This window comes from Streptomyces sp. NPDC037126 (assembly GCF_055605965.1).
In genome coordinates, this window is sequence record NZ_JBVJTD010000013.1 from 1 (window position 1) to 20,453 (window position 20,453).

A 20,453-nucleotide genomic window follows, 5' to 3' on the forward strand; every position below is an offset into this window, starting at 1 on the left:
ACCGGTGTGAAGTTCTTCAACTGGATCGGCACCATGTGGAAGGGCTCGCTGTCCTTCGAGACACCGATGCTCTGGGCGACCGGCTTCCTGATCACGTTCCTGTTCGGCGGGCTGACGGGCGTCATGCTCGCCTCGCCGCCGATCGACTTCCACATCTCCGACTCCTACTTCGTGGTGGCCCATTTCCACTATGTGATATTCGGTACGGTCGTCTTCGCGATGTTCGCCGGCTTCCACTTCTGGTGGCCGAAATTCACCGGGAGGATGCTGGACGAACGCCTGGGCAGGATGACGTTCTGGATGCTGTTCGTCGGTTTCCACGGGACGTTCCTGGTGCAGCACTGGCTGGGTGCCGAGGGGATGCAGCGCCGGATTCCCGACTATCTGGCGGCCGAGGGGTTCGCCACGCTCAACACCGTGTCCACGATCTTCTCGTTCCTGCTCGGCTCCTCCCTGCTGCCCTTCTTCTACAACGTGTGGAAGACGGCCAGGTACGGCAGGCCGGTCGAGGTCGACGACCCGTGGGGCTACGGCCGCTCGCTGGAGTGGGCGACCTCCTGCCCGCCGCCGCGGCACAACTTCCTCACCCTGCCGCGGATCCGCAGCGAATCCCCGGCGTTCGACCTGCACCACCCCGAGTTCCGGCCGCTGGAAAGGGAGTTGACCGGGCGGTGAGCACCGATGGGGCCCGGGACCTCGTCCAGGAGATCGAGGGGCACCTGCTGCTGGCCGCCACGCGCGAGGAGGGCCGCGCGGCGGCGCGGCGCGCCTCGTCCCGGCTGGGCTGGCTGACCGACACCCAACGCGATGACCTGGAGCGGCAGTTCGAGGCGGAGTACCTGACCGTCGCCCGCACCTCGTGGTACCGCACCGCGGAACGCGCCGAGGAACTGCGGACCGCCTACGAGACCAGGTACCGGGCGCTGCGGCTGCGGTTGGCGGTCTGCTGCGTGCTGGGCTGCGCCCTGCTGGCGGCGGCCTGCCTGCCGGCGCTCGCGGCGGCGCCCGGCTGACGCGGCGACCGGCGCACGCCGGTCACGGGAGAGGCAATCCCTTCAAGCACGCAGCCCGTATAATAAGTGCATAAGCCGTAATAACGAATATGTACTCATAGTGAAGTGGCTGATCCATGGCGTCGATCAGTGCTTCGGCTGTCATTTCGGAGTGTGCGGGGTCCCCGGATCCAGCGTGCCCGCGCCCCGGACCGTACCGCACACCCCTCCCGGCATTCTCATGGGAGCAGCGGAAATGCTTGCCCAGCGCATCTTGTACCGTCCCACGAGTTCTCAGGACTCACTCGCGCCCCGGCCCGCCGCGTCGGCATCGTTCGCCGCGGACGGGGGCCTCTTGCTTCTCCGTCTCACTTTCGGTCTGCTGATGGCCGGACACGGCGCCCAGAAGCTGTTCGGGCTCTTCGGTGGACATGGCCTGACCTCGACCGCAAAAGGGTTCGCCGCCCTCGGTTACCAACCGGGAAAGCTGTTCGCCGCGATCGGCGGATCCTCCGAACTCCTGGGGGGCCTCGGTCTGGCCCTCGGTCTGTTCACCCCTCTCGCGGCCGCGGCCCTGATCGGAGTGATGATCAACGCGATGGTGACCGTGACCGGCGCCCACGGTCTGTGGGAGACGGACGGCGGCGTCGAGTACAACGTGTGCATCAGCGTGGTCGCCCTGGCCGTCGCGGCCGTCGGCCCGGGCAGACTGGCCGTCGACCGGTTCTTCCGCTGGGGCACGGGTGGCTGGGGCGAGGCCGCCTTCGCCCTCGGTGTGGGCGGTGCGGGCGCCGCGATCACGCTGGCCCTGTGACCCGGGCCCCCGCCCGGGGCTCGGCCGCCGCGCCGTGCCGAGGGGCAACTCCCGGACCGCAGCGGGTCGTCGGGCCCCGGGCGGACGCGCCTGCGCCATACTGGCGCCCGTGCGCATCGCGATCATGACGGCGGGTTCACGCGGCGACGTCGCCCCCTACACCGGGCTCGGCCACCGGCTGCGCCACGCCGGGCACACGGTCACCCTGGTCACGCACGGGCGCTTCGAGCCGCTGGTCACGGGCTCCGGAGCCCGGTTCCACGCACTGCCCGTGGATCCCCGCGCGGAGCTGGAGTCCGCGCGCGGCCGGGGCCTGCACCGCAGCCCGAGCGGCGCGGGAAAGCTGGCCAGGGTCCTGGAGATGGCACGGCGCCTGGTCGAGCGGATGACGGACGACCTGCTGGCGGCGGCGCGGGAGAGCGACGCGCTGCTGCTCTCGGCGTCCCTGGCCCCGCTCGGGCACGCGATCGCCGAGGGGCTGCGACTGCCCAGCATGGGCCTCTATCTGCAACCCCTGGCACCGACCGGGGAGTTCGCGCCGCCGGTGCTCGGCAGCGGCACCTGGGGCGCCACGGCCAACCGGATCGCCGGGCACGGCGTGAGCCTCGGCGTGGAGCGCGTCTTCGCGGCGACCGTGCCCTCGGTGCGGGCCCGCCTCGGCCTGCCCCGGGTCCCGGCCGGGGCCGCGCGCCGGGCGCGGGAGCGGCACGGCTGGCCGGTGCTCCACGGCTTCAGCCCGACGGTGGTCCCCCGGCCCCGTGACTGGCGGCCGGGCCTGGAGGTGTGCGGGTACTGGTGGCCCTACGACGGTGGGTCCCCGCTTCCGCAGCCCCTGGACGACTTCCTCGCCGCGGGGCCGCCGCCGGTCTTCGTCGGCCTGGGCAGCGCCACCGTGCCGGACGCGGGCCGGCTCAGCGCCCTGGTCGTGGCGGCACTGCGCCGGGCCGGGCTGCGCGGGGTGGTCCAGCGCGGCTGGGGCGGACTCGCGGCCGACGGCGACGACATGCTGACCATCGGCGAGGTACCGCACGCGGCGCTCTTCCCGCGCACGGCCGCCGTGGTCCACCACGCCGGCGCGGGCACCACCGCGGCGGGACTGCGCGCCGGGGTGCCGGCCGTGCCGGTGCCGGTGCAGTTCGACGCGGGCTTCTGGGCGGCGCGGCTGGTCCGGCTGGGCGTGGCGCCGTGCGCGGTGCCGTTGCGCGGGCTCACCGCCGAGGCGCTGGCCCCGGCACTGCTGCGGGCCGTACGGGACCCGGCGTACCGGGAGCGCGCCCGTGCCGTGGGGGCCCGGATCCGGGGCGAGGACGGAGCCGCGCCGGTGATCGAGGCGGTCGGCCGCCTCGGCGGCCGGTAGGTCAGCCGGTGGTGAGCACCATCCGGAAGCGCGCGGAACCGGCGAGCATCTTCCGGTAGGCCTCGTCCGCGTCGGCCAGCGGCACCACCTCGGTCATCGGGCGGATGCCCTGCAGCGCGCTGAAGGCCATGGCGTCCTCGACGTCCTGCGCCGTGCCGGACGGGTGGCCCCGGACCACGCGGCCGGCCATGAGCAGCTGGGCCGGGCTGATGCCCAGGGGCGCGGTGTCGGCCCCGATGACCACCAGCTCCCCGCGGTGGGACAGGCCGTCCACGGTGGCCGTGATGGCCTCGGAGTTCCCCGCGGTGGCCAGGACCGCCTTGGCGCCGCCGAGCGACTGCAGCGCCTCGGCGACCGGGGTGCCCGAGGTGCTGTCGACGTAGTGGTGGGCGCCGAGCTGCTTGGCGAAGTCGGCCTTCTCGGCGCCCCGGGCGATCGCCACCGTCTCGAAGCCCATCGCGACCGCGTACTGCACCCCGAGGTGTCCCAGGCCGCCGATGCCGAGTACCGCGACCAGGTCGCCCGGCCTCGCGGAGCTGCGCCGCAGCCCGTTGTACGTGGTGACGCCCGCGCAGGCCAGGGGGCCCGCGTCGGACGCTGCGAGGGCCTCGGGGATGCGGGCCAGGGCGTCGGCGGGCGCGATCACCTTCTCGCCGAAGCCGCCGTCGTAGGCCCAGCCCGGGACCTTCAGGTACTGGCACACGACGAAGTCGCCCTCACGGCAGGGTGTGCAGTGGCCGCAGCTGCCGCCGAACCAGCCGACGGCCACCCGGTCGCCGACCTGCCACCCTCGGTCCTGCACTCCCTCGCCCATCTCCTCGATCCGCCCGGCGATCTCGTGCCCGGGCACCTCCGGGAACGTCACGCCCGGCAGCCCGGCGCCGACGAACAGCGCGTCGCTGTGGCAGATCCCGCACGCCTCCACGGCGATCCTCACGTGGCCGGGTCCCGGCTGCGGCACCTCGCGCTCGACCAGCTCGAAGGTGCCGTTCGGGGCGGTCACCTGTGCGACTCGATAGGTACTCATGGGTCTCTCCGGAGAACGGGTACGACGGCCCCCCACCCCCAGCACATCAGTTACGGGCCGATCACGCGCGCCGAACCGGCGGACCGCGGGGCCGGTGCCCGGCCCCGGTTCCCGCGGCCCCGGCGACCACCGTGTCAGCAGGTGCCGGGACGCCAGCCCGCCGGCCTCAGCATGCCGAGCAGCAGCCGCACCAGTTCGTCCACGACCTCGTCCAGGGTGGCGTCCACCCAGCCCGAGCTCCAGTCGTGCAGCAGACCGTTGACGCTGCCGATGAAGGCGGTGGCCGGGAGACGGTAGTCGCGTGGCGCGGCCTCCCCGCGCGCCACGGCCGCGTCCGCCTCGGCGCGGATCAGGTCGACCCAGCGGGCCCGGCGGGCGAGCCGCTGCTCCTCCAGGCGCGGGCTGACGCCGATGATCTCCACGAAGGCGACGCGGATGCGGCGCGGGTCGCGGGTGACGTCGCGGGCGTAGGCCCGGAAGAGCACGGCGACCCGCTCGGCCAGCGGCAGTCCCCCGGCCCCGGCGAGGGCGTCCAGCACCGCGCGCTCCGCCCAGCCGTTGACCTCCAGGTGGAGTGCGGCGAGCACGTCCTCCAGGGTGTGGAACTCCTCGTAGAACTGGCGCGTGGACAGGCCCGCGGCCTGGCTGAGCGCGGCGACGGTGGTGCCCCGGTAGCCCGGCATGTCGCCGAACAGCCCCAGTGCCGCGTCCAGGAACCGGCGGCGCCGCTCCGCCTGCCGCTCCTCGGCGGACCTGCCGCCGTACCGGCCCGTCGGCGCCCTGAGCCTGCCCGTCACCCGTCCCCCTCCGTCACCCGCCGGCGGCACCCCCGGGTCGTGCCGCCGACACCCAATCTTGTCGTGCACACATCTTGTCGAGAAGCCCACCTCTTCCTTACTTTTCAGTAAGTTACTGTGAATCCGCCCGTGTTCAGATTCCTCCGAGGAAGGAGAGCAGCCATGCCTGCCTCCAGAACCAGGCACCTGTGCTCCGTGGCCGCCGCCCTCGCCCTGACCTTCGCCGCCCCGGCGACCACCGCCTCCGCCGCTCCGGCCGGGTCCGGAGGCCTGCGCGAGGTGCTGTTCGTCGGCAACAACTGGGACGGCACCGCCGACGTGGTCGCGTCCTCCGGCGACTTCGCGCGGATCGGCCGGATCGACGTCGTCCCCGACAAGGAGCAGCGGCTCGCGGAGATCGACGCCGACCCCGTCAAGTGGATCTACTACATGTCCATCCGCAACGAGGTCGGCCAGGGACACGACCAGTACGCGGACGACATGTACTCCACGCCCGACGGGAGGTCCGTGGTCGTCTCCCGGCCGAGCTTCGCCGACGTCGTCTCCATCGATCTGGCCACCGACCGGATCAACTGGCGCTTCCCGGTGGCCGGTTACCGCGCCGACCACATGGCCGTCTCCCCCGACGGCACCCGCGTCGCGGTCTCGGCCTCCACCGCGAACAAGGTCCAGGTGCTGGACATCGACACGGGCCGGGAGGTCGGCGAGTTCGCCACCGGCGACAAGCCGCACGAGAACTTCTTCACCGACGGCGGCCGGTACATCTGGAACATGTCCATCGGCGAGGTCACCACCTCCCTCGACGATCCGGCCTGGGACTGGACGAAGGGCGACCGTCACATCACCGTCGTCGACGCGACCACCTTCAAGCAGGTGCGGACCATCGACATGCGGGACCGGCTGGACGCGATCGGTCTGAAGGACTTCTCCGACGCGGTCCGGCCCGCCGCCTTCACACCCGACTGGTCCAAGCTGTACTTCCAGGTCTCCTTCTTCAACGGCTTCCTGGAGTACGACGTCGCCGCCGACCGCATCACCCGGGTGAAGACGCTGCCGGAGAACCCGGCCACCAGCAAGGACCGCACCACCTGGCTGCTCGACTCGCGCCACCACGGCATCTCCATGAACCCGGAGGGCACCAAGCTGTGCGTCGCCGGGACCATGGACGGCTACGCGACCGTCGTCGACCGGGCCTCGCTCCAGGAGGGGCCGCTGGTCCCCGCCTCCACGCCGTACTGGGCGACGGTGAGCGGCGACGGCAGGGACTGCGTCATCTCCGAGGCCGGGGCCGACCGGATCACGGCGATCGACTTCGCCACCGGGCAGAAGGTGCTGTCGGTACCCGTCGGCGACCATCCGCAGCGCGTCAGGCTGGGACATGTGCCCGCCGACTGGACCGGCCCGAAGGGGAGTTGAGGGGGATCGAGCGGCCGTACGGTTCCCGGGACGCCCCACTCGCCCGGGGGCCGTACGGCTGTGGGTCAGAAGTGCGCCGCCACCCAGCCGGCCAGTTCGGACCTCGCCGCGCCCAGCAGGTCCGCCGACGGCGCCGTCGCCCCGTTGGTCACCAGGGCGTAGTGCGGCACGCCGGAGTCGGCGTCCGTGAGCAGCAGCCGGCGGCTGCCCGTGCCGCCCGGCTCGGGGGCCACGCCTACCGGGGCGGACGCGGTGTACGCGGGCGGCGCGAACACCGTGCCCAGGTCGGAGACGACGGTGGTCGACGCGGTGGGGAAGGACGCCGGCAGGTGCAGTTCGGTGGGTGCGGTGCCGCTCCCGGAGCGCCACACCAGCAGCCCGTACTGCCCGGAGCCCACCAGCTTCGCCACGTCCGGCAGCGCGGCGGGCACCGGGTTCCAGGTGAGGGTGGCCGAACCGTCGCGGGAGCGGTCCTCGTAGGTGAAGGCGAGGGCCGTGCCGGCGGTGGCGCTCGGGTAGAGACGGTCCAGCAGACGCGCGTCCTGCCGCAGGACGACGTCCCCCGCGTCGTCGAACCGCACCGCGGACATGTCCTCGCCGTTCCAGGCGTCGCCCGCGGTGAGCACCTTGTCCGGGTTGCCGTTCATCGCCTCGTGGTGCCGGCCGCTGTAGACGTCCCACTGCCACTGGGTGCCGGACAGCACCGGTCCCGAGGCGGCCGGGTCCGACCACCAACGCGCCCCGGGCAGACGGGAGTCGAGGGCCTGGTACATGGCCTTCAGCACGGTCGGGGCCTTGTCCGAGACGGTGCCGGACAGTGGGTGCCCGAACTCGCTGACGACGGCCGCGGTGCCGGATGCGTCGGCGCGGTCGCGGATCGCGCCGAAGTCGGAGGCGTACTGGCCGTCCGCGGCCTTGCCCCACATCAGGATGCCGGAGATGGCCTTCTGGTCGTAGAAGTGGGTGTTGAGGACGTATCCCGGGCCCAGCGTGCCCGCGTCCAGCAGGCCGCCCTCCTGCCTCTGCGTGGAGATGTTCGCGTTCCAGAAGAGGTTCGGCTCGACGAGCGCGGGCTTGTCCTGCCAGCCCGCGGCGTCCATACGGGCGCGGAACCGCACGTAGAACGGCCAGAGCAGGTCCCGCTCCCAGGTGCGCGAGGTCTGCCCGGAGTCGTAGCCGCCCGCGTACGGCTCGTTGTACGGGTCGAGGCCCGCGATGCCCGCGAACTCCTCGGCGCCGAGGTGCTGCCGGAGATAGGCCATGGTCGTCCCGGCGGTGGCCAGGAAGGCGTCCTGAAGGCCGTGGGCGTTGTGCCAGAAGTCGTACTGCGCCTGCCGCACGGCCGCGTTCTGGGTGATGTTCTGCCCCCAGAAGAGGCAGATCCCGCAGGACTCCGCCGGGTAACCCCCGGCCCGCACCGCCCACTCGGGGGCGCCGTCGCCCGAGTACCAGCTGCCCGCGCCGAACAGGTGGCGGGAGTACAGGTCCTGGTGGAAGTCGGGGTAGACGCGGATGCCGGCGTCCAGGAAGACGCGCATCTGCGCGGTGACGGCGGCGAGATAGGCGGTGTCCACCTGGCCGCGCACCGGCTCGGCGTGCGCCCAGGAGAGCAGGAAGCGGACCGCGTTGCCGCCGCCGAGGGCGCGCAGCGCGGTGGCGGACTTCGCCGCGTCCGTGACCGAGGCGAAGGGCAGACCGCCGTTCTCCTCCAGCTTCGTCTCGCCGGAGACGTCGTAGCCGCGCAGCACGACCTCGCGGCCTTGGCCGTCGGTCAGGCGCCCGCCCCGCACGGTGAGCGGAGTGCCGTCGAACCACAGGGAGCCGGCGGGGGCGGCGCCGGCGGGCGGGGCACCCGCCACCGCCAGGCATCCGCACAGGACGACCAGTACGACCAGCAGACGCGCCCGAAGATTCGCCATGTCCACTACAGTCCGGCGCGGCCCGGTCGGCGTCAATACCTGCTGACTCACGGGTAAGTTGACTGCCGGTCAGTCCCGTGGTCCCGTGGCTCGATCCCCCATCCTCCGCGTCACGTTCAGCAGGTACTCCCTCCGGTTCAGCGGGTTGTGGTCGGTGCGCGGCCGCTTCGGGAGGGGGGCCGCGGGTGACCGGCGCGTGGTGGTCGAAGGCCGTCTCCAGCTCGCCCTCGCCCCGGGTCAGCCCCGGCTGCCGCCGGCCCAGCTCGTGGACCCGGGCGGCGGGCACCGTGCCCTCCAGCACCCCCGCCCGGCCGTCGGTACCCGTGGTCCCGGGGACTCCGCCGAGCCGCGCGAGCACCGGGAGCACGACACCCAGGGTGTCCGCGGGGGCCTCGGCGCGGAAGCGGTGCACCGGCTCGTGGACGAGGGTGCGGGCGCGGCGCAGTGCCTCGGCCAGGACGAGCGGGGTCAGGCCGCGGAAGTCGTGTCCGGTGCTCGACACCCGCTCGACCTCGGCGATGAAGTCCGGGTGGCCGGGGGTGTCGAGCAGGTTGACGGTCACGGAGTCGAGCGGGAACGACACGACCGCCGACCTGATGGTGATGCCGCGCCGCCGTTCCAGCGCGAGGGTGTCGGTGCGGGTGCTGCCGGCGTCGACACTGCCGGGCTCGCCGATGACCCCGGCCGTGTGCAGCAGCCGTTCGCTCAGGCTGGTCCTACCGGCGTCGACGGGCGCGAGGATTCCCAGATCGAGCAGGTGCACTGAGCGTGATGTCCTTCGGCATGGGGTGGGTTCCTTCCTGGGTGGACATGCACGCAGCGCGCATCTGACGGTCCTCTCCGTGTGCCGTCGGGCAGCGATCAGTGCAGCAGGCCGTATCGGCGGCCGCAATGGATCAACGCTCAACGAATGCCCCGCCGCAGCACTCGCCGCCCGCAGGACACGGTCATAGAGTGACCTACACCACAGCCATCGGCTGGCCACCCTCGCCCCTGCCGCACGGTCTGGAGGGCCAATGACCCACATCAAGGTGAATGTGGACGGCACGACGTACGAGGACGACGTGGAACCCCGCCTCCTCCTCGCCCACTACCTGCGCGATCGACTGGGTCTGACCGGCACCCCGATCGGCTGCGACACCTCCAACTGCGGAGCGTGCACGGTCGACCTGGACGGGGCGACCGCGAAGAGCTGCTCGGTGCTGGCCGTCCAGGCGGACGGGTGCGCGGTGACCACGGTCCAGGGCCTGGCGAAGGACGGGGAGTGGACGGCGCTCCAGCGCGCCTTCCACGAGCAGCACGCCCTCCAGTGCGGGTACTGCACGCCTGGCATGATCATGGCCGCGCGCGATCTGCTCCGCGAGAACCCGCGGCCCAGCGCCGACGAGGTGCGGCAGGCCCTGGAGGGCAACCTCTGCCGCTGCACCGGCTACCAGAACATCGTCCGCGCGGTGCTCGCCGCGTCCGGTGGGCAGGACGCCTCCGGGCACCAGGTCGGCGAGGAGGTCACGGCATGACCGATCAGGCCGTCGAACACGAGGTCGGCCGCTCCCGGCTGCGCAAGGAGGACGCCCGGCTGATCACCGGCCAGACCAACTGGACCGACAACATCCAGGTCGCCGGGCTGCTCCACCTGGCCGTCCTGCGCAGTCCGATGGCCCACGCCCGCATCACCCGGATCGACGTCTCCCCCGCCCTCGAACGCCCCGGGGTCGTCGCGGCGTTCAGCGGCGCCGACCTCGCCGAGGGGCTCGGCTCCCTGCCCTGCGCCTGGCCGGTGACCGAGGACCTCGTGCAGCCCGACCACCCGCCGATCGCGGTCGAGGAGGTCCGCCACGCGGGCGACCCGGTGGCGGTCGTCGTGGCCCGGGACCGGTACGCCGCCGCCGACGCCCTGGAGGCGGTCGAGGTCGACTACGACCCGCTGCCCCCGGTCCTCGACCTGGAGGCCGCCCTGGCGGAGGGCGCCCCGCTGGTCCACGCCGACAAGGGCACCAATCGCGCGTACCTGTGGCCGCTGGCCACCGGCGAGAGCTTCGACGCGGTGCGCGAACGCGCCGAGGTGACGCTCAAGCGCCGCTACCACCAGCAGCGGCTGATCCCCAACGCCATGGAACCGCGCGCGGTCGTCGTCACCCCGCTCGCCGCCTCCGGCGAGTACACCGTGTACTCCGCGACCCAGATCCCGCACATCCTGCGGATCATGTTGTCCACGGTCACCGGGATCCCCGAGCACAAGCTGCGCGTCATCGCGCCGGACGTGGGCGGCGGCTTCGGCTCCAAGCTCCAGGTCTACGGCGAGGAGGCCCTCGCGCTCGCGATCGCCCGCAGGCTCGGGCGGCCGGTGAAGTGGACCGAGTCCCGCTCCGAGGGCTACCTCGCCACCCACCACGGGCGCGGCATGATCCAGGACGTCGAGATCGCCGCCACCCGCGAGGGAAGGCTGCTCGGCCTGAAGGTGGACCTCATCGCCGACATGGGCGCCTACCTGATGCTCGTCACCCCGGGCATCCCCATCCTCGGCGCCTTCATGTACCCGGCGATCTACAAGATGGACTCCTACGAGTTCAACTGCACCGGCGTCTTCACCACCCGCACGCCCACCGACGCCTACCGCGGCGCCGGACGCCCCGAGGCCACGTTCGCCATCGAGCGGATCATGGACGAACTGGCCGCCGAACTGGGCCTGGACCCGGTGGAGGTGCGGCGCCGCAACTGGATCCGGCACGACGAGTTCCCGTACACCACGATCGCCGGGCTGACCTACGACAGCGGCAACTACGAGGCCGCCACCGACAAGGCGCTCGCCCTGTTCGGCTACGACGAACTGCGGGCCGAACAGCGCAAGCGCAACGAGAGCGGCGACCCGGTACGCCTCGGCATCGGCGTGTCGACCTTCACGGAGATGTGCGGCCTGGCACCGAGCCGGGTGCTGCGCGACCTGAGGTACGGGGCCGGCGGCTGGGAGGCGGCGAGCATCCGCATGCTGCCCACGGGCAAGGTCGAGGTCGTCACCGGCACCAGCCCGCACGGCCAGAGCCACGTGACCTGCTGGAGCCAGATCGCGGCCGACGTGCTGGGCGTGCCCTTCGACGACATCGAGGTGCTGCACGGCGACACCCAGGCCGCCCCGCAGGGCATGGACACCTACGGCTCGCGGTCGCTGGCCGTGGGCGGCGAGGCCGTGCACCGGGCCGCGACGACGGTCGTCGAGAAGGCCCGCAAGGTCGCCGCGCACCTGCTGGAGGCGAGCGAGCAGGACCTGGAGTTCCGGGACGGGGTGTTCTCCGTGAAGGGCTCCCCGGAGGCCCGCAAGACCATCCAGGAGATCGCCTTCGAGGCGTTCACCAACCACGACCTGCCCGACGGCGTGGAGCCGTCCATCAACGCCGAGCACGTGATCGACCCCGAGAACTTCTCCTTCCCGCACGGCACCCACCTGTGCGCGGTCGAGGTCGACACGGAGACCGGCAAGACGAGGATCCGCTCCTACGTCTGCGTCGACGACGTCGGCCACGTCGTCAACCCGATGATCGTCGAGGGCCAGGTGCACGGCGGACTCGCCCAGGGCATCGCGCAGGCGCTGTTCGAGGAGGCCGTCTACGACGACGAGGGCAACCTGGTCTCCGGCACCATGGCCGACTACCTGGTGCCGTCGGCCGCGGACCTGCCGGACTTCGTGACCGACCGGACGGAGACGCCCGCGGCCTCGAACGCCCTCGGGGTCAAGGGGGTCGGCGAGGCCGGGACGATCGCCTCGACGCCCGCCGTCGTGAACGCGGTGGTGGACGCCCTGCGCCCGCTCGGCGTGCAGGACGTGCGGATGCCCTGCTCACCGCACCGGGTGTGGCAGGCCGTCCAGGCGGCCCGCGCCGGCCGGGAGAGCGCCGGCGAGGAGGCCGGCGGCACGGGGCCCGCCCAGTCCGGTCAGTCCGGGCAGGCGGCCCAGTCCGGTGACATCGGCCAGTACGACCAGTCGGCCGAGGAGGGTCCGGCATGATTCCCCCCGCGTTCGAGTACACCCGTCCGGCCGGCGTGGACGAGGCGGTACGCGCCCTCGCCGACGCCGGTGAGGAGGCCAAGGTGCTGGCCGGCGGGCAGAGCCTGCTGCCACTGCTGCGGCTGCGGCTCGCCTTCCCCGAGCTGGTCGTGGACGTCGGCCGGATCCCGGAACTGCGCGGGGTCCGCGAGGACGGCGACGCGCTCGCCATCGGCGCGATGACCACGCACCACGACGTGGTCCACGACCCCCTGGTGCGCCGGTACGCCGGGCTGCTCGCCGAGGCGACGGCCACCGTGGCCGATCCCGCCGTACGGCACCGCGGCACCCTCGGCGGCTCCCTCGCCCACGCCGACCCGGCCGGGGACCTGCCCGCCGTGGCCCTGGCCCTGGACGCCGAACTGGTCGTCACCGGCCCCGGCGGCCGGCGCACGATCCCGGCGCGGGAGTTCTTCGTCGACTACCTCCAGTCGGCCCTGGCACCCGACGAACTGCTCGTCGAGGTGCGGGTCCCGAAGACGGAGGGCTGGAACTTCCACTACGAGAAGTTCCACCCGGTCGCCCAGTCCTGGGCCATCGTCGGCGTCGCCGCGCTGGTCCGGCGCGAGAACGGGCACATCGCCGAGGCACGCATCGGGCTGACCAACATGGGCTCGACGCCGCTGCGGGCCACGGCGGCCGAGCGGGCGCTGTCCGGCGCCGACGGCCCGGGGGCCGTGGCCCGGGCCGCGGAGGCGGCGGCCGAGGGCACCCAGCCGTCGCAGGACCTGGCCGCCTCGCCCGAGTACCGGGCACACCTCGCGCGGGTGCTGACCAGGCGGGCCGTGCTGACCGCCGGCGGAATGGGGTGAGCGCCGATCATCCGGATGGACGACCCGGAGCAGGTGGGGGCCCGCCTGGAGGAGACGGGGTACCTCGTCGACGAGGGGCTGGCCGTCGCCTGCTTCCTGGCCCTCAGGCTGCACCGGCCGCTCTTCTGCGAGGGCGACGCGGGCGTGGGCAAGACCGCGCTCGCCGCCGCCCTCGCACAGGCGCTGGGCGCGCCGCTGATCCGGCTGCAGTGCCATGAGGGCATCGACGCCTCCCAGGCCCTGTACGACTGGGACTTCCCGCGCCAGCTGCTGCACCTGAGAGCCGCCGAGGCGGCCGGGGTGCAGGACGCGGACCGCCTGGAGAGCGAGCTGTACGACCGGCGCTTCCTGATCGCGAGGCCCCTGCTGCGGGCCCTGCAGACGGAGCCCTCGGTGCTGCTGGTCGACGAGATCGACCGGGCCGACGACGAGTTCGAGGCGTTCCTGCTGGAGCTGCTGTCCGAGTACTCGGTGACCATCCCGGAGCTGGGCACGCTGCGGGCCGAGGTGCCCCCGGTGGTCGTGCTGACCTCGAACCGGACCCGGGAGGTGCACGACGCGCTGAAGCGGCGGTGCCTCTACCACTGGTTCGACCACCCGTCCTTCGCCCGCGAACTCGCCATCGTGCGGGCCCGGTTGCCCGAGGTGTCGGCGCGGCTGGCCGAGCAGGTCACGGCCCTGGTACAGGCGCTGCGCGCCGCGGACCTGGTCAAACCGCCCGGCGTGGCCGAGACGCTCGACTGGGCGGAGGCCCTGGACGCGCTGGGGGCGAGCGAGGTGGACGCGGAGCTGGCGGTGGCGACGCTGGGCTCGGTCCTGAAGTACCGGGAGGACACCGACCGGGCCCGGGGGCTCGATCTCGCCGCAGTCCTCGCGGCCCGGGGCGGGTGAGCGGCATGGGCACGGCTGTACCGGGGGCGCAGGGGCTGCCGGCGGACGCCGTGCTGCTCGGTTTCGTACGGGCGCTGCGGGCGGCGGGCGTGGACGCGAGCACCGAGCGCGGATACGCGTTCCTGCGCGCCGTGTCCGCGCTGCGGCCGGGGATGCGGGCGGACGTGTACTGGGCGGGGCGGGCGACGCTGTGCGGCGGGCACGACGATCTGGAGCGGTACGAGCGGGTGTTCGCCGCGTACTTCGGGCCGTCCGCCGGGCCGGCCCCGAAGGCGGTGCGCACGGCCGCCCGGCCCCGGCTGCGGCTCGTGACCCGTGAGGGCTCCGCGGGGCCGCGCGGGCCCGGCGGGGACGAGCCGCCCGGCCCGCCCACCGCCACCCTAGCCAGCTCCTCGGAGGTGCTGCGGCACCGCGACGTCAGTGAGCTGGATCCCGCCGAGCGGGCCCAACTGCGGCGCCTGCTGGCCGCGTTCGCGCTGCGCGGGCAGGCCCGTCGCTCGGCGCGGCGGCGGCCCGCCCGGCGCGGGGACGTCGATCCGCGCCGCACGGTACGGGAGTTGCTGCGACGCGGTGGGGAACCGGCCCTGCTCCGGCGGCACGCGCGGGTGGAGCGGCCCCGGCGGGTGGTGCTGCTCGTCGACGTGAGCGGTTCGATGGGGCCGTACGCCGACGCGCTGCTGCGGTTCGCGCACGCGGCGGTGCGCGCCGGCCGCACCGAGGTGTTCACCATCGGCACACGGCTGACCCGGGTCACCCGCGAACTCTCGCACCGCGACCCGGACCTGGCCATGGCGGACCTGGCGGCGGCCGTCCCCGACTGGCGCGGCGGCACCCGGCTCGGCGAACTGCTGCGCGAGTTCCTGAACCGCTGGGGGCAGCGCGGGACGGCCCGGGGCGCGATCGTCGTGCTGCTGTCGGACGGCTGGGAGCGGGGCGATCCGCGGCTGCTCGGGGAGCAGATGCGCCGGCTGCACGGCCTGGCGTACCAGGTGGTCTGGGCGAACCCCCGCAAGGGCCGTCCCGGATACGCGCCGCTGGCGGCCGGCATGGCGGCGGCGCTGCCCAGTGTGGACGCGTTCGTGGAGGGGCACAGTCTGGCGGCGCTGGAACGGCTCGCGGCGGTGGTGCGCGGGGCGGAGGCCGGTACGGCCCCGGTGAAGGGAGCGGATCGTGCGTGAGATTCTGCCGGCGCTGGCCCGCTGGCACGCGGCGGGGGAACCGTTCGGTCTGGCCACGGTCGTCGCGGTCAGCCGCAGCGCGCCGCGCGGGCCCGGCGCGGCCATGGCGGTGGGGCCGGACGACGAGGTCGTGGGCAGTGTGTCCGGCGGCTGTGTCGAGGGCGCGGTGTTCGAACTGGCGCAGGAGGTCGTGGCGAGCGGGGAACCCCAGCTCCAGACCTTCGGCTACAGCGACGAGGACGCGTTCGCGGTCGGGCTCACCTGCGGCGGCGAGATCACCCTGCTGGTCCGGCCGGTGACCGCCGGGTCGGACCCGGGGTTCGGCGCGGTCGCGGGGTCGGTCGCCGCGGGCGAGCCGGTGACCGTGGCCACGGTGGTGGACGGGCCCGCGCCGCAGGGCGGCACGCTCGCCGTCTGGCCGGACCGGGCCGTCGGGACGCTCGGCGCGAAAGGCCTCGACGCCGCCGTCACCGCGGACGCCCGCGGTGAACTCGCGCTCGGCGCCTCGGTCCTGCGGCACTACGGGCCGCACGGGGAGCGCCGCGAGGACGCGGTCACCGTCTTCCTCCAGTCGTTCGCGCCGCCCCCGCGCATGCTGGTCTTCGGCGCGATCGACTACGCGGCCGCGGTGGCCCGCATCGGCGACTTCCTCGGCTACCGGGTCACCGTGTGCGACGCCCGGCCGGTCTTCGCCACGCCCAAGCGCTTCCCGGCCGCCGTCGAGGTCGTCGTCGACTGGCCGCACCGCTATCTGAGCGGCACCGGCACCGACGAGCGCACGGTGATCTGCGTCCTCACCCACGACCCGAAGTTCGATGTGCCGCTGCTGGAGGAGGCGTTGCGCCGGCCGGCCGCGTACATCGGGGCGATGGGCAGCCGCAGGACCCACGACGAGCGGCGCGCCCGGCTCACCGGGGCCGGCCTGACCGAGGCCGAGCTGTCCCGGCTGCGCTCGCCGCTCGGGCTCGACCTCGGGGCCCGTACGCCCGAGGAGGTCGCCGTGTCCGTCGCGTCCGAGATCGTCGCCCTGCGCTGGGGCGGCACCGGCGCGCCCCTGACCACGACCGGCGGGGCCATCCACCCGCGCGTCGCTTCCTGAGTCCCGAGGAGCAAGTCATGGAGCTGCAGCACGAGTTCACCGTCCCCGTCCCGGTCGACGACGCCTGGCACGCGCTCCTCGACATCGAACGGGTCGCGCCCTGCCTGCCGGGCGCGGTGGTGGAGGAGTACGACGGCAAGACCGTGACCGGATCGGTGAAGGTCAAGGTCGGCCCGGTCGCGGTGACCTATCGGGGCACGGCGGTGTTCGAGGAGCAGGACGAGGGGGCGCACCGGATGGTGCTGGTGGCGAGCGGCCGGGAGACCCGAGGACAGGGCACGGCACGGGCCACCGTGACCGGCACGCTCGTCGGGCAGGAGGGCGGTACGGCGGTGTCGGTGCGGACCGACCTCACCGTGACCGGGCGGCCCGCGCAGTTCGGGCGGGGCGTCCTGGCCGAGGTGGGCGACCGGCTGGTGGGGCAGTTCGCGACCTGTCTCGCGGACCGGCTGACCGAACCGGCCCCGTCCACCGAGGAACACCCCGAGCACCCCGCGGAGACCCAGCCCGCGCCCCGGCAGGAGCCCGAGCCTCTGGACCTCCTGCGCACGGCGGGCCTGCCGGTGGCCAAACGCGCGGCGGCCCTGGCAGCAGCCCTCGCCGCCCTCACCTGGACGGCGACCCGCCTGCTACGCCACAGGAAGAAGCACCCCACCCGCCGACGCCGCTGACACGCGCTCCCGGAGGACGCGTGCAACAGCGCGCACCACCAGACACCCGCCAGCGCGAACAACCACCACGCACCCGCACCCGCCGACACACCGATCCCGGCAGACGAGTAGGCATCCGCTCGCGGCACCGGCGGGCTACTCGGGGTCGGCGGCCAGCCGGGCGTGCAGATGCTGGTCGTGCCAGCCGTCGGCGTGCAGCAGGGCGCCGCGCATGGTGCCCTCGAAGCCGAACCCGGCCTTCTCGGCCACCCGGCAGGACGCGGGGTTGGCCGTGGAGTGGCACAGCCGCAGCCGGTGCAGCCCCAGGTCGTGCAGGGCCCACCGGGCGAGCCGCCGGGTCGCCGCGACGGCGAGGCCCGCGCCGCGTGCCCCGGGGAGCAGCCAGTAGACGATCTCGGCGCCGCCGCCCGCGAGGTCGACGTCGTTCAGGCCGATCAGCCCGAGCGGCGCGCCGCCGGGCCGGGCGATCGCCCAGACGGCCCCGGTCTCGGCCCGCCACCGCGCGTGCATGCGGGCGATCCGCTGCCGGGCCTCCGCGCGGTCGGCCACGGCGAACAGGTTCCACTGGCGGATCGCCGCGTCCTGTCCGGCGGTGAGCAGCGTGCCGGCGTCGTCGGGCCGCCAGGGCCGCAGCTCGGCGTCGTCACCGAGGCCCAGCACCGGCTGGCCGGCGCCGGCCATGCGGCCCGGGGGTACGGCGTCGGGTATGCCGGTCCTGGAGATCACTCCGCGATGATCGCACGGCGGGCTACCGCTGGGGCAGCCGGTGCAGGGTGACCTCGGTGAGCGCCCCGCCGGTGAGCCTGGCCGTCAGGTAGGTGCAGTGGGGCTGGCGGCGGCGGTCGGTCGGGGAGCCGGGGTTGAGCAGGCGCAGCCCGCCGGGCGCGGTGGTGTCCCACGGGATGTGGCTGTGGCCGAAGACCAGCACGTCCAGGTCGGGGAAGCGGGCGGCGCAGCGGGCCTCGCGGCCCTGGGCGGGTCCTGTCTCGTGCACCACGCCGAAGCGCAGGCCGCCCAGTTCCGCGTGGGCCACCTCGGGGAGGCGGGCGTGCAGCGCGGGGCCGTCGTTGTTGCCGTACACGCCCACCAGCCGCCGGCTGCGGCTCTCCAGCAGGTCGAGGGTGTCGGTGTCGACCCAGTCCCCGGCGTGGAACACGACGTCGGCGTGCGGGAGTTCGGCCAGCAGCGCGTCCGGCAGCCGCTTGGCGCGCTTCGGCAGGTGCGTGTCGGACATGATCAGGAGGCGCACACCGCCAGCCTAGACGGAGGAGGCCAGCCGGCGGATTCCGCGTGCGGCGCCCAGGACGGCGGCGCCCGCGCCGAGGGCCGTGGCGGCGGGGTGCCGGACCAGGGCGAGCTGCCAGGAGCGGGGGTGGGCGCTGTCGTCGAAGGCGCCGTGCGCGCCCTGGTCGTCGGCGGGTTCGCGGTCGACCGGTTCGAAGAGGTTGTCCAGGCCGGTGGGCGGGACGCCGTCGGTCTGCTGGGAGTCGACGCCGGTGCGGGCCAGGTAGCGGTCGAGCAGGGCCGGGACGAGCCGGTTGGCCCAGATGGTGGCCACGGTGCCGGCGCCGACGTAGAACTGCTTGCGGCGCGGGTGGTCGGCGGCGTACGCCACGCCTCGGGCGGCGACCTCCGGCTGGTAGATCGGCGGCACCGGCATGGGGTGCCGGGACAGGCGGGAGCGCACCCAGCCGAACTGGGGTGTGTTGACGCCGGGCATCTGGGCGACGGTGACGTGGACGTGGCTGCCGCGGTTCAGCAGTTCGGTGCGCAGGGAGGAGGTGAACCCGTTGATGGCGTGCTTGGCCCCGCAGTAGGCCGACTGGAGCGGGATCGACCGCTCGCCGAGCGCGGAGCCGACCTGCACGATGGTGCCCCGGTCGCGCGGCAGCATGTGCGCGAGGGCGGTCCGGGTGCCGTTGACGAAGCCCAGGTAGGTCACCTCGGTGATCCGCCGGTACTCCTCCGGCGTGATCTCGTCGAACGGCGCGAACACGGACGCGAAGGCGCAGTTGACCCAGACGTCGATCGGCCCGAACTCCTTCTCGGCGGCCCTCGCGACGGCCTCCGTCTGTGCGGGGTCGGCCACGTCGGCGGGCTGGACGAGGGGGCGGCCGCCGAGGGCCGCGACCTCGTCCGCCGCAGCCCTCAGCCCGCCCTCGCCGCGCGCGACGAGGACGACGTTCGCGCAGCGCCGGCCGTACAGGCGGGCGGTGGCGCGGCCGATCCCGGCGCTGGCACCGGTGATGACGACGGTGGTGGGCATGATCAACTCCTGTTCCGGCGTGGTGAGCGTGGTGGTTTCCGATGCGGTGCGGCACTTCCCGGGACTCACTCCACCCGGTACCGCTTTGCCCGCTCCTCGACGAGGGTCAGGCCGAGTCCGGGCGTCCCGTCGGCGCCCGGGGTGATGCTGCCGCCGCCCGGGTCGAGGACTCCGTCGAAGAGGAGCCGCTCGATGCGCGCGTGGTCGTGGAACCACTCCAGGTGGCGCAGGTTGGGCACCGCTGCGGCCACGTGCGCGTGCGCGTGCGGCGCGCAGTGCCCGGAGATGTCGGTCCCGCGCGCGTGGGCGAGCGCGGCGGCGCGCAGCCAGACGGTGATGCCGCCGCACCGGGTGACGTCGGCCTGGAGGCAGTCCACGGCCTCGGCGGCCAGCATGTGCTCGAAGTAGGGCAGCGTGTAGCCGTACTCGCCGGCGGTGACGTCCATGGGGAGCCGGTGACGCAGGCCGGCGAGGGTGGTGAGGTGGTCGGAGGAGACGGGTTCCTCGAACCAGGTCACGCCGGCGTCGGCGAGCGCGCCGCCGATCCGTACGGCCTGTTTGCCGGTGTAGCCGCCGTTGGCGTCCACGTACAGCTCGGCCGTGTCGCCGATACTGGCCCGGGCGCGGGCGACGCGGTCCAGGTCGCGCCGCTCCCGGCCGCCCCACGACTCCCCGATCTTGATCTTGGCGCGGGGGATGCCCTCGTCCTCGGTCCAGCCGCGCAGTTGGCGGTCCTGCCGTTCGGCGTCGTAGGTGGTGAAGCCGCCGCTGCCGTACACGGGCACCTCGTCGGCGGCCGCGCCCAGCAGGTGGACGAGGGGCAGGCCGAGCAGGCGGGCCTTGGTGTCCCACAGGGCGATGTCGACGGCGGCGATCGCCTGGGCGGCGACGCCGGGCAGTCCCGCGTTGCGCACGGCCCGGCACATGGCCTCGTTGGCGCGCGGCACGTCGAGGGCCGGGAGGCCGGTGACGGTGTCCGCGAGCAGTTCGCGGACCATGTGGGCGGTGGCGGCGGGCGCGTAGGTGTAGCCGAGTCCGGTGGTGGTGCCGGAGCGGACGGTGACCAGGACGAGGGTGGTGCTGTCCCAGGCGAGGGTGCCGTCCGCCTCGGGGGCGTCGGTGGGCACGGTGTAGACGGTGGCGTCGACCGCGTCGACGGTCGGCAGGTCGGTCAT

19 protein-coding genes and 2 pseudogenes are annotated in these 20,453 nt (G+C 73.7%); 12 read left to right on the plus strand and 9 right to left on the minus strand.

From position 1 onward, the window contains the following. From ACZ7FF_RS26010 to ACZ7FF_RS26025, 4 genes are all read left to right on the plus strand, one after another. Window positions 1–675: cytochrome c oxidase subunit I (locus tag ACZ7FF_RS26010; RefSeq protein ID WP_470814739.1), on the plus strand; the 675-nt coding region annotated here is incomplete at its 5' end. Further along, window positions 672–1,013, plus strand: coding sequence for a hypothetical protein (locus ACZ7FF_RS26015; RefSeq protein WP_470814741.1), 342 nt, complete (start codon window positions 672–674; stop codon window positions 1,011–1,013). The genes ACZ7FF_RS26010 and ACZ7FF_RS26015, both read left to right, overlap by 4 nt. A 235-nt stretch (window positions 1,014–1,248) precedes the next feature. Next, window positions 1,249–1,806 carry a DoxX family protein gene (locus ACZ7FF_RS26020; RefSeq protein ID WP_470814743.1) on the plus strand — a complete coding sequence of 186 codons (558 nt, stop codon included), beginning with the start codon at window positions 1,249–1,251 and terminating at the stop codon, window positions 1,804–1,806. A gap of 124 nt (window positions 1,807–1,930) precedes the next feature. Then, the gene (locus tag ACZ7FF_RS26025; protein ID WP_470815066.1) at window positions 1,931–3,163 is read left to right on the plus strand and encodes a glycosyltransferase; all 1,233 of its coding nucleotides are present in this window, start codon (window positions 1,931–1,933) and stop codon (window positions 3,161–3,163) included. A 1-nt stretch (window position 3,164) separates the two neighbouring features. Here ACZ7FF_RS26025 and ACZ7FF_RS26030 read toward each other — a convergent pair whose 3' ends face one another. Together ACZ7FF_RS26030 and ACZ7FF_RS26035 are read right to left on the minus strand one after the other, a co-directional pair. Continuing rightward, window positions 3,165–4,190, minus strand: a complete 1,026-nt coding sequence (locus ACZ7FF_RS26030) for an alcohol dehydrogenase (RefSeq protein ID WP_470814745.1) — start codon at window positions 4,188–4,190, stop codon at window positions 3,165–3,167. A gap of 134 nt (window positions 4,191–4,324) precedes the next feature. Continuing rightward, the gene (locus ACZ7FF_RS26035) at window positions 4,325–4,987 is read right to left on the minus strand and encodes a TetR/AcrR family transcriptional regulator (protein ID WP_470814747.1); all 663 of its coding nucleotides are present in this window, start codon (window positions 4,985–4,987) and stop codon (window positions 4,325–4,327) included. A 162-nt stretch (window positions 4,988–5,149) separates the two neighbouring features. Here ACZ7FF_RS26035 and ACZ7FF_RS26040 point away from each other — a divergent pair, with 162 nt between their 5' ends. Next, window positions 5,150–6,403: a YncE family protein gene (locus tag ACZ7FF_RS26040; protein ID WP_470814749.1), complete on the plus strand. Its 1,254-nt coding sequence runs from the start codon at window positions 5,150–5,152 to the stop codon at window positions 6,401–6,403. A gap of 65 nt (window positions 6,404–6,468) precedes the next feature. Here the strand turns inward: ACZ7FF_RS26040 and ACZ7FF_RS26045 are convergent, their stop codons facing one another. From ACZ7FF_RS26045 to ACZ7FF_RS26055, 3 genes and pseudogenes are all read right to left on the minus strand, one after another. Beyond that, on the minus strand, window positions 6,469–8,322 hold the full coding sequence (locus tag ACZ7FF_RS26045; protein WP_470814751.1) for an endoglycosylceramidase: 1,854 nt from the start codon (window positions 8,320–8,322) through the stop codon (window positions 6,469–6,471). A 69-nt stretch (window positions 8,323–8,391) separates the two neighbouring features. Then, a pseudogene (locus ACZ7FF_RS26050) lies at window positions 8,392–8,824 on the minus strand (GTP-binding protein); the annotation flags it as partial. Continuing rightward, window positions 8,825–9,085 (minus strand): annotated as a pseudogene (locus ACZ7FF_RS26055) (GTP-binding protein); the annotation flags it as partial. Window positions 9,086–9,338: 253 nt separating this feature from the next. Between ACZ7FF_RS26055 and ACZ7FF_RS26060 the strand changes: the two are divergent. From ACZ7FF_RS26060 to ACZ7FF_RS26090, 7 genes are read left to right on the plus strand one after another with little or no spacing between them, the layout of a single operon-like run. Continuing rightward, the gene (locus ACZ7FF_RS26060) at window positions 9,339–9,839 is read left to right on the plus strand and encodes a (2Fe-2S)-binding protein (RefSeq protein ID WP_470814753.1); all 501 of its coding nucleotides are present in this window, start codon (window positions 9,339–9,341) and stop codon (window positions 9,837–9,839) included. Further along, window positions 9,836–12,322 (plus strand): xanthine dehydrogenase family protein molybdopterin-binding subunit, encoded by a 2,487-nt coding sequence (locus ACZ7FF_RS26065; RefSeq protein WP_470814755.1) that lies wholly within the window; start codon window positions 9,836–9,838, stop codon window positions 12,320–12,322. The genes ACZ7FF_RS26060 and ACZ7FF_RS26065 overlap by 4 nt, the downstream gene beginning before the upstream one ends. Then, window positions 12,319–13,173 carry an FAD binding domain-containing protein gene (locus ACZ7FF_RS26070; protein ID WP_470814757.1) on the plus strand — a complete coding sequence of 285 codons (855 nt, stop codon included), beginning with the start codon at window positions 12,319–12,321 and terminating at the stop codon, window positions 13,171–13,173. The genes ACZ7FF_RS26065 and ACZ7FF_RS26070 overlap by 4 nt, the downstream gene beginning before the upstream one ends. Window positions 13,174–13,188: 15 nt before the next feature. Beyond that, window positions 13,189–14,064: an AAA family ATPase gene (locus ACZ7FF_RS26075; RefSeq protein ID WP_470814759.1), complete on the plus strand. Its 876-nt coding sequence runs from the start codon at window positions 13,189–13,191 to the stop codon at window positions 14,062–14,064. A 5-nt stretch (window positions 14,065–14,069) separates the two neighbouring features. Then, window positions 14,070–15,242: a vWA domain-containing protein gene (locus ACZ7FF_RS26080; protein WP_470814761.1), complete on the plus strand. Its 1,173-nt coding sequence runs from the start codon at window positions 14,070–14,072 to the stop codon at window positions 15,240–15,242. Then, a complete protein-coding gene (locus ACZ7FF_RS26085) occupies window positions 15,235–16,341 on the plus strand; it encodes an XdhC family protein (RefSeq protein WP_470814762.1) in 1,107 nt (368 codons plus the stop codon). Before ACZ7FF_RS26080 ends, ACZ7FF_RS26085 begins: the two co-directional genes overlap by 8 nt. A gap of 17 nt (window positions 16,342–16,358) precedes the next feature. Continuing rightward, complete coding sequence (locus tag ACZ7FF_RS26090) at window positions 16,359–17,012, plus strand: SRPBCC family protein (RefSeq protein WP_470814764.1); 654 nt, start codon at window positions 16,359–16,361, stop codon at window positions 17,010–17,012. Between the two features lie 135 nt (window positions 17,013–17,147). Here ACZ7FF_RS26090 and ACZ7FF_RS26095 read toward each other — a convergent pair whose 3' ends face one another. The 4 genes from ACZ7FF_RS26095 to ACZ7FF_RS26110 all read right to left on the minus strand — a co-directional run bounded on the left by ACZ7FF_RS26095 (window position 17,148) and on the right by ACZ7FF_RS26110 (window position 20,453). Beyond that, the gene (locus ACZ7FF_RS26095; protein ID WP_470814766.1) at window positions 17,148–17,738 is read right to left on the minus strand and encodes a GNAT family N-acetyltransferase; all 591 of its coding nucleotides are present in this window, start codon (window positions 17,736–17,738) and stop codon (window positions 17,148–17,150) included. 22 nt (window positions 17,739–17,760) lie between these two features. After that, window positions 17,761–18,261: a metallophosphoesterase family protein gene (locus tag ACZ7FF_RS26100; protein WP_470814768.1), complete on the minus strand. Its 501-nt coding sequence runs from the start codon at window positions 18,259–18,261 to the stop codon at window positions 17,761–17,763. Window positions 18,262–18,270: 9 nt separating this feature from the next. Then, window positions 18,271–19,278 (minus strand): SDR family oxidoreductase, encoded by a 1,008-nt coding sequence (locus ACZ7FF_RS26105; protein WP_470814770.1) that lies wholly within the window; start codon window positions 19,276–19,278, stop codon window positions 18,271–18,273. Window positions 19,279–19,343: 65 nt separating this feature from the next. After that, window positions 19,344–20,453, minus strand: coding sequence for an enolase C-terminal domain-like protein (locus ACZ7FF_RS26110; RefSeq protein WP_470814771.1), 1,110 nt, complete (start codon window positions 20,451–20,453; stop codon window positions 19,344–19,346).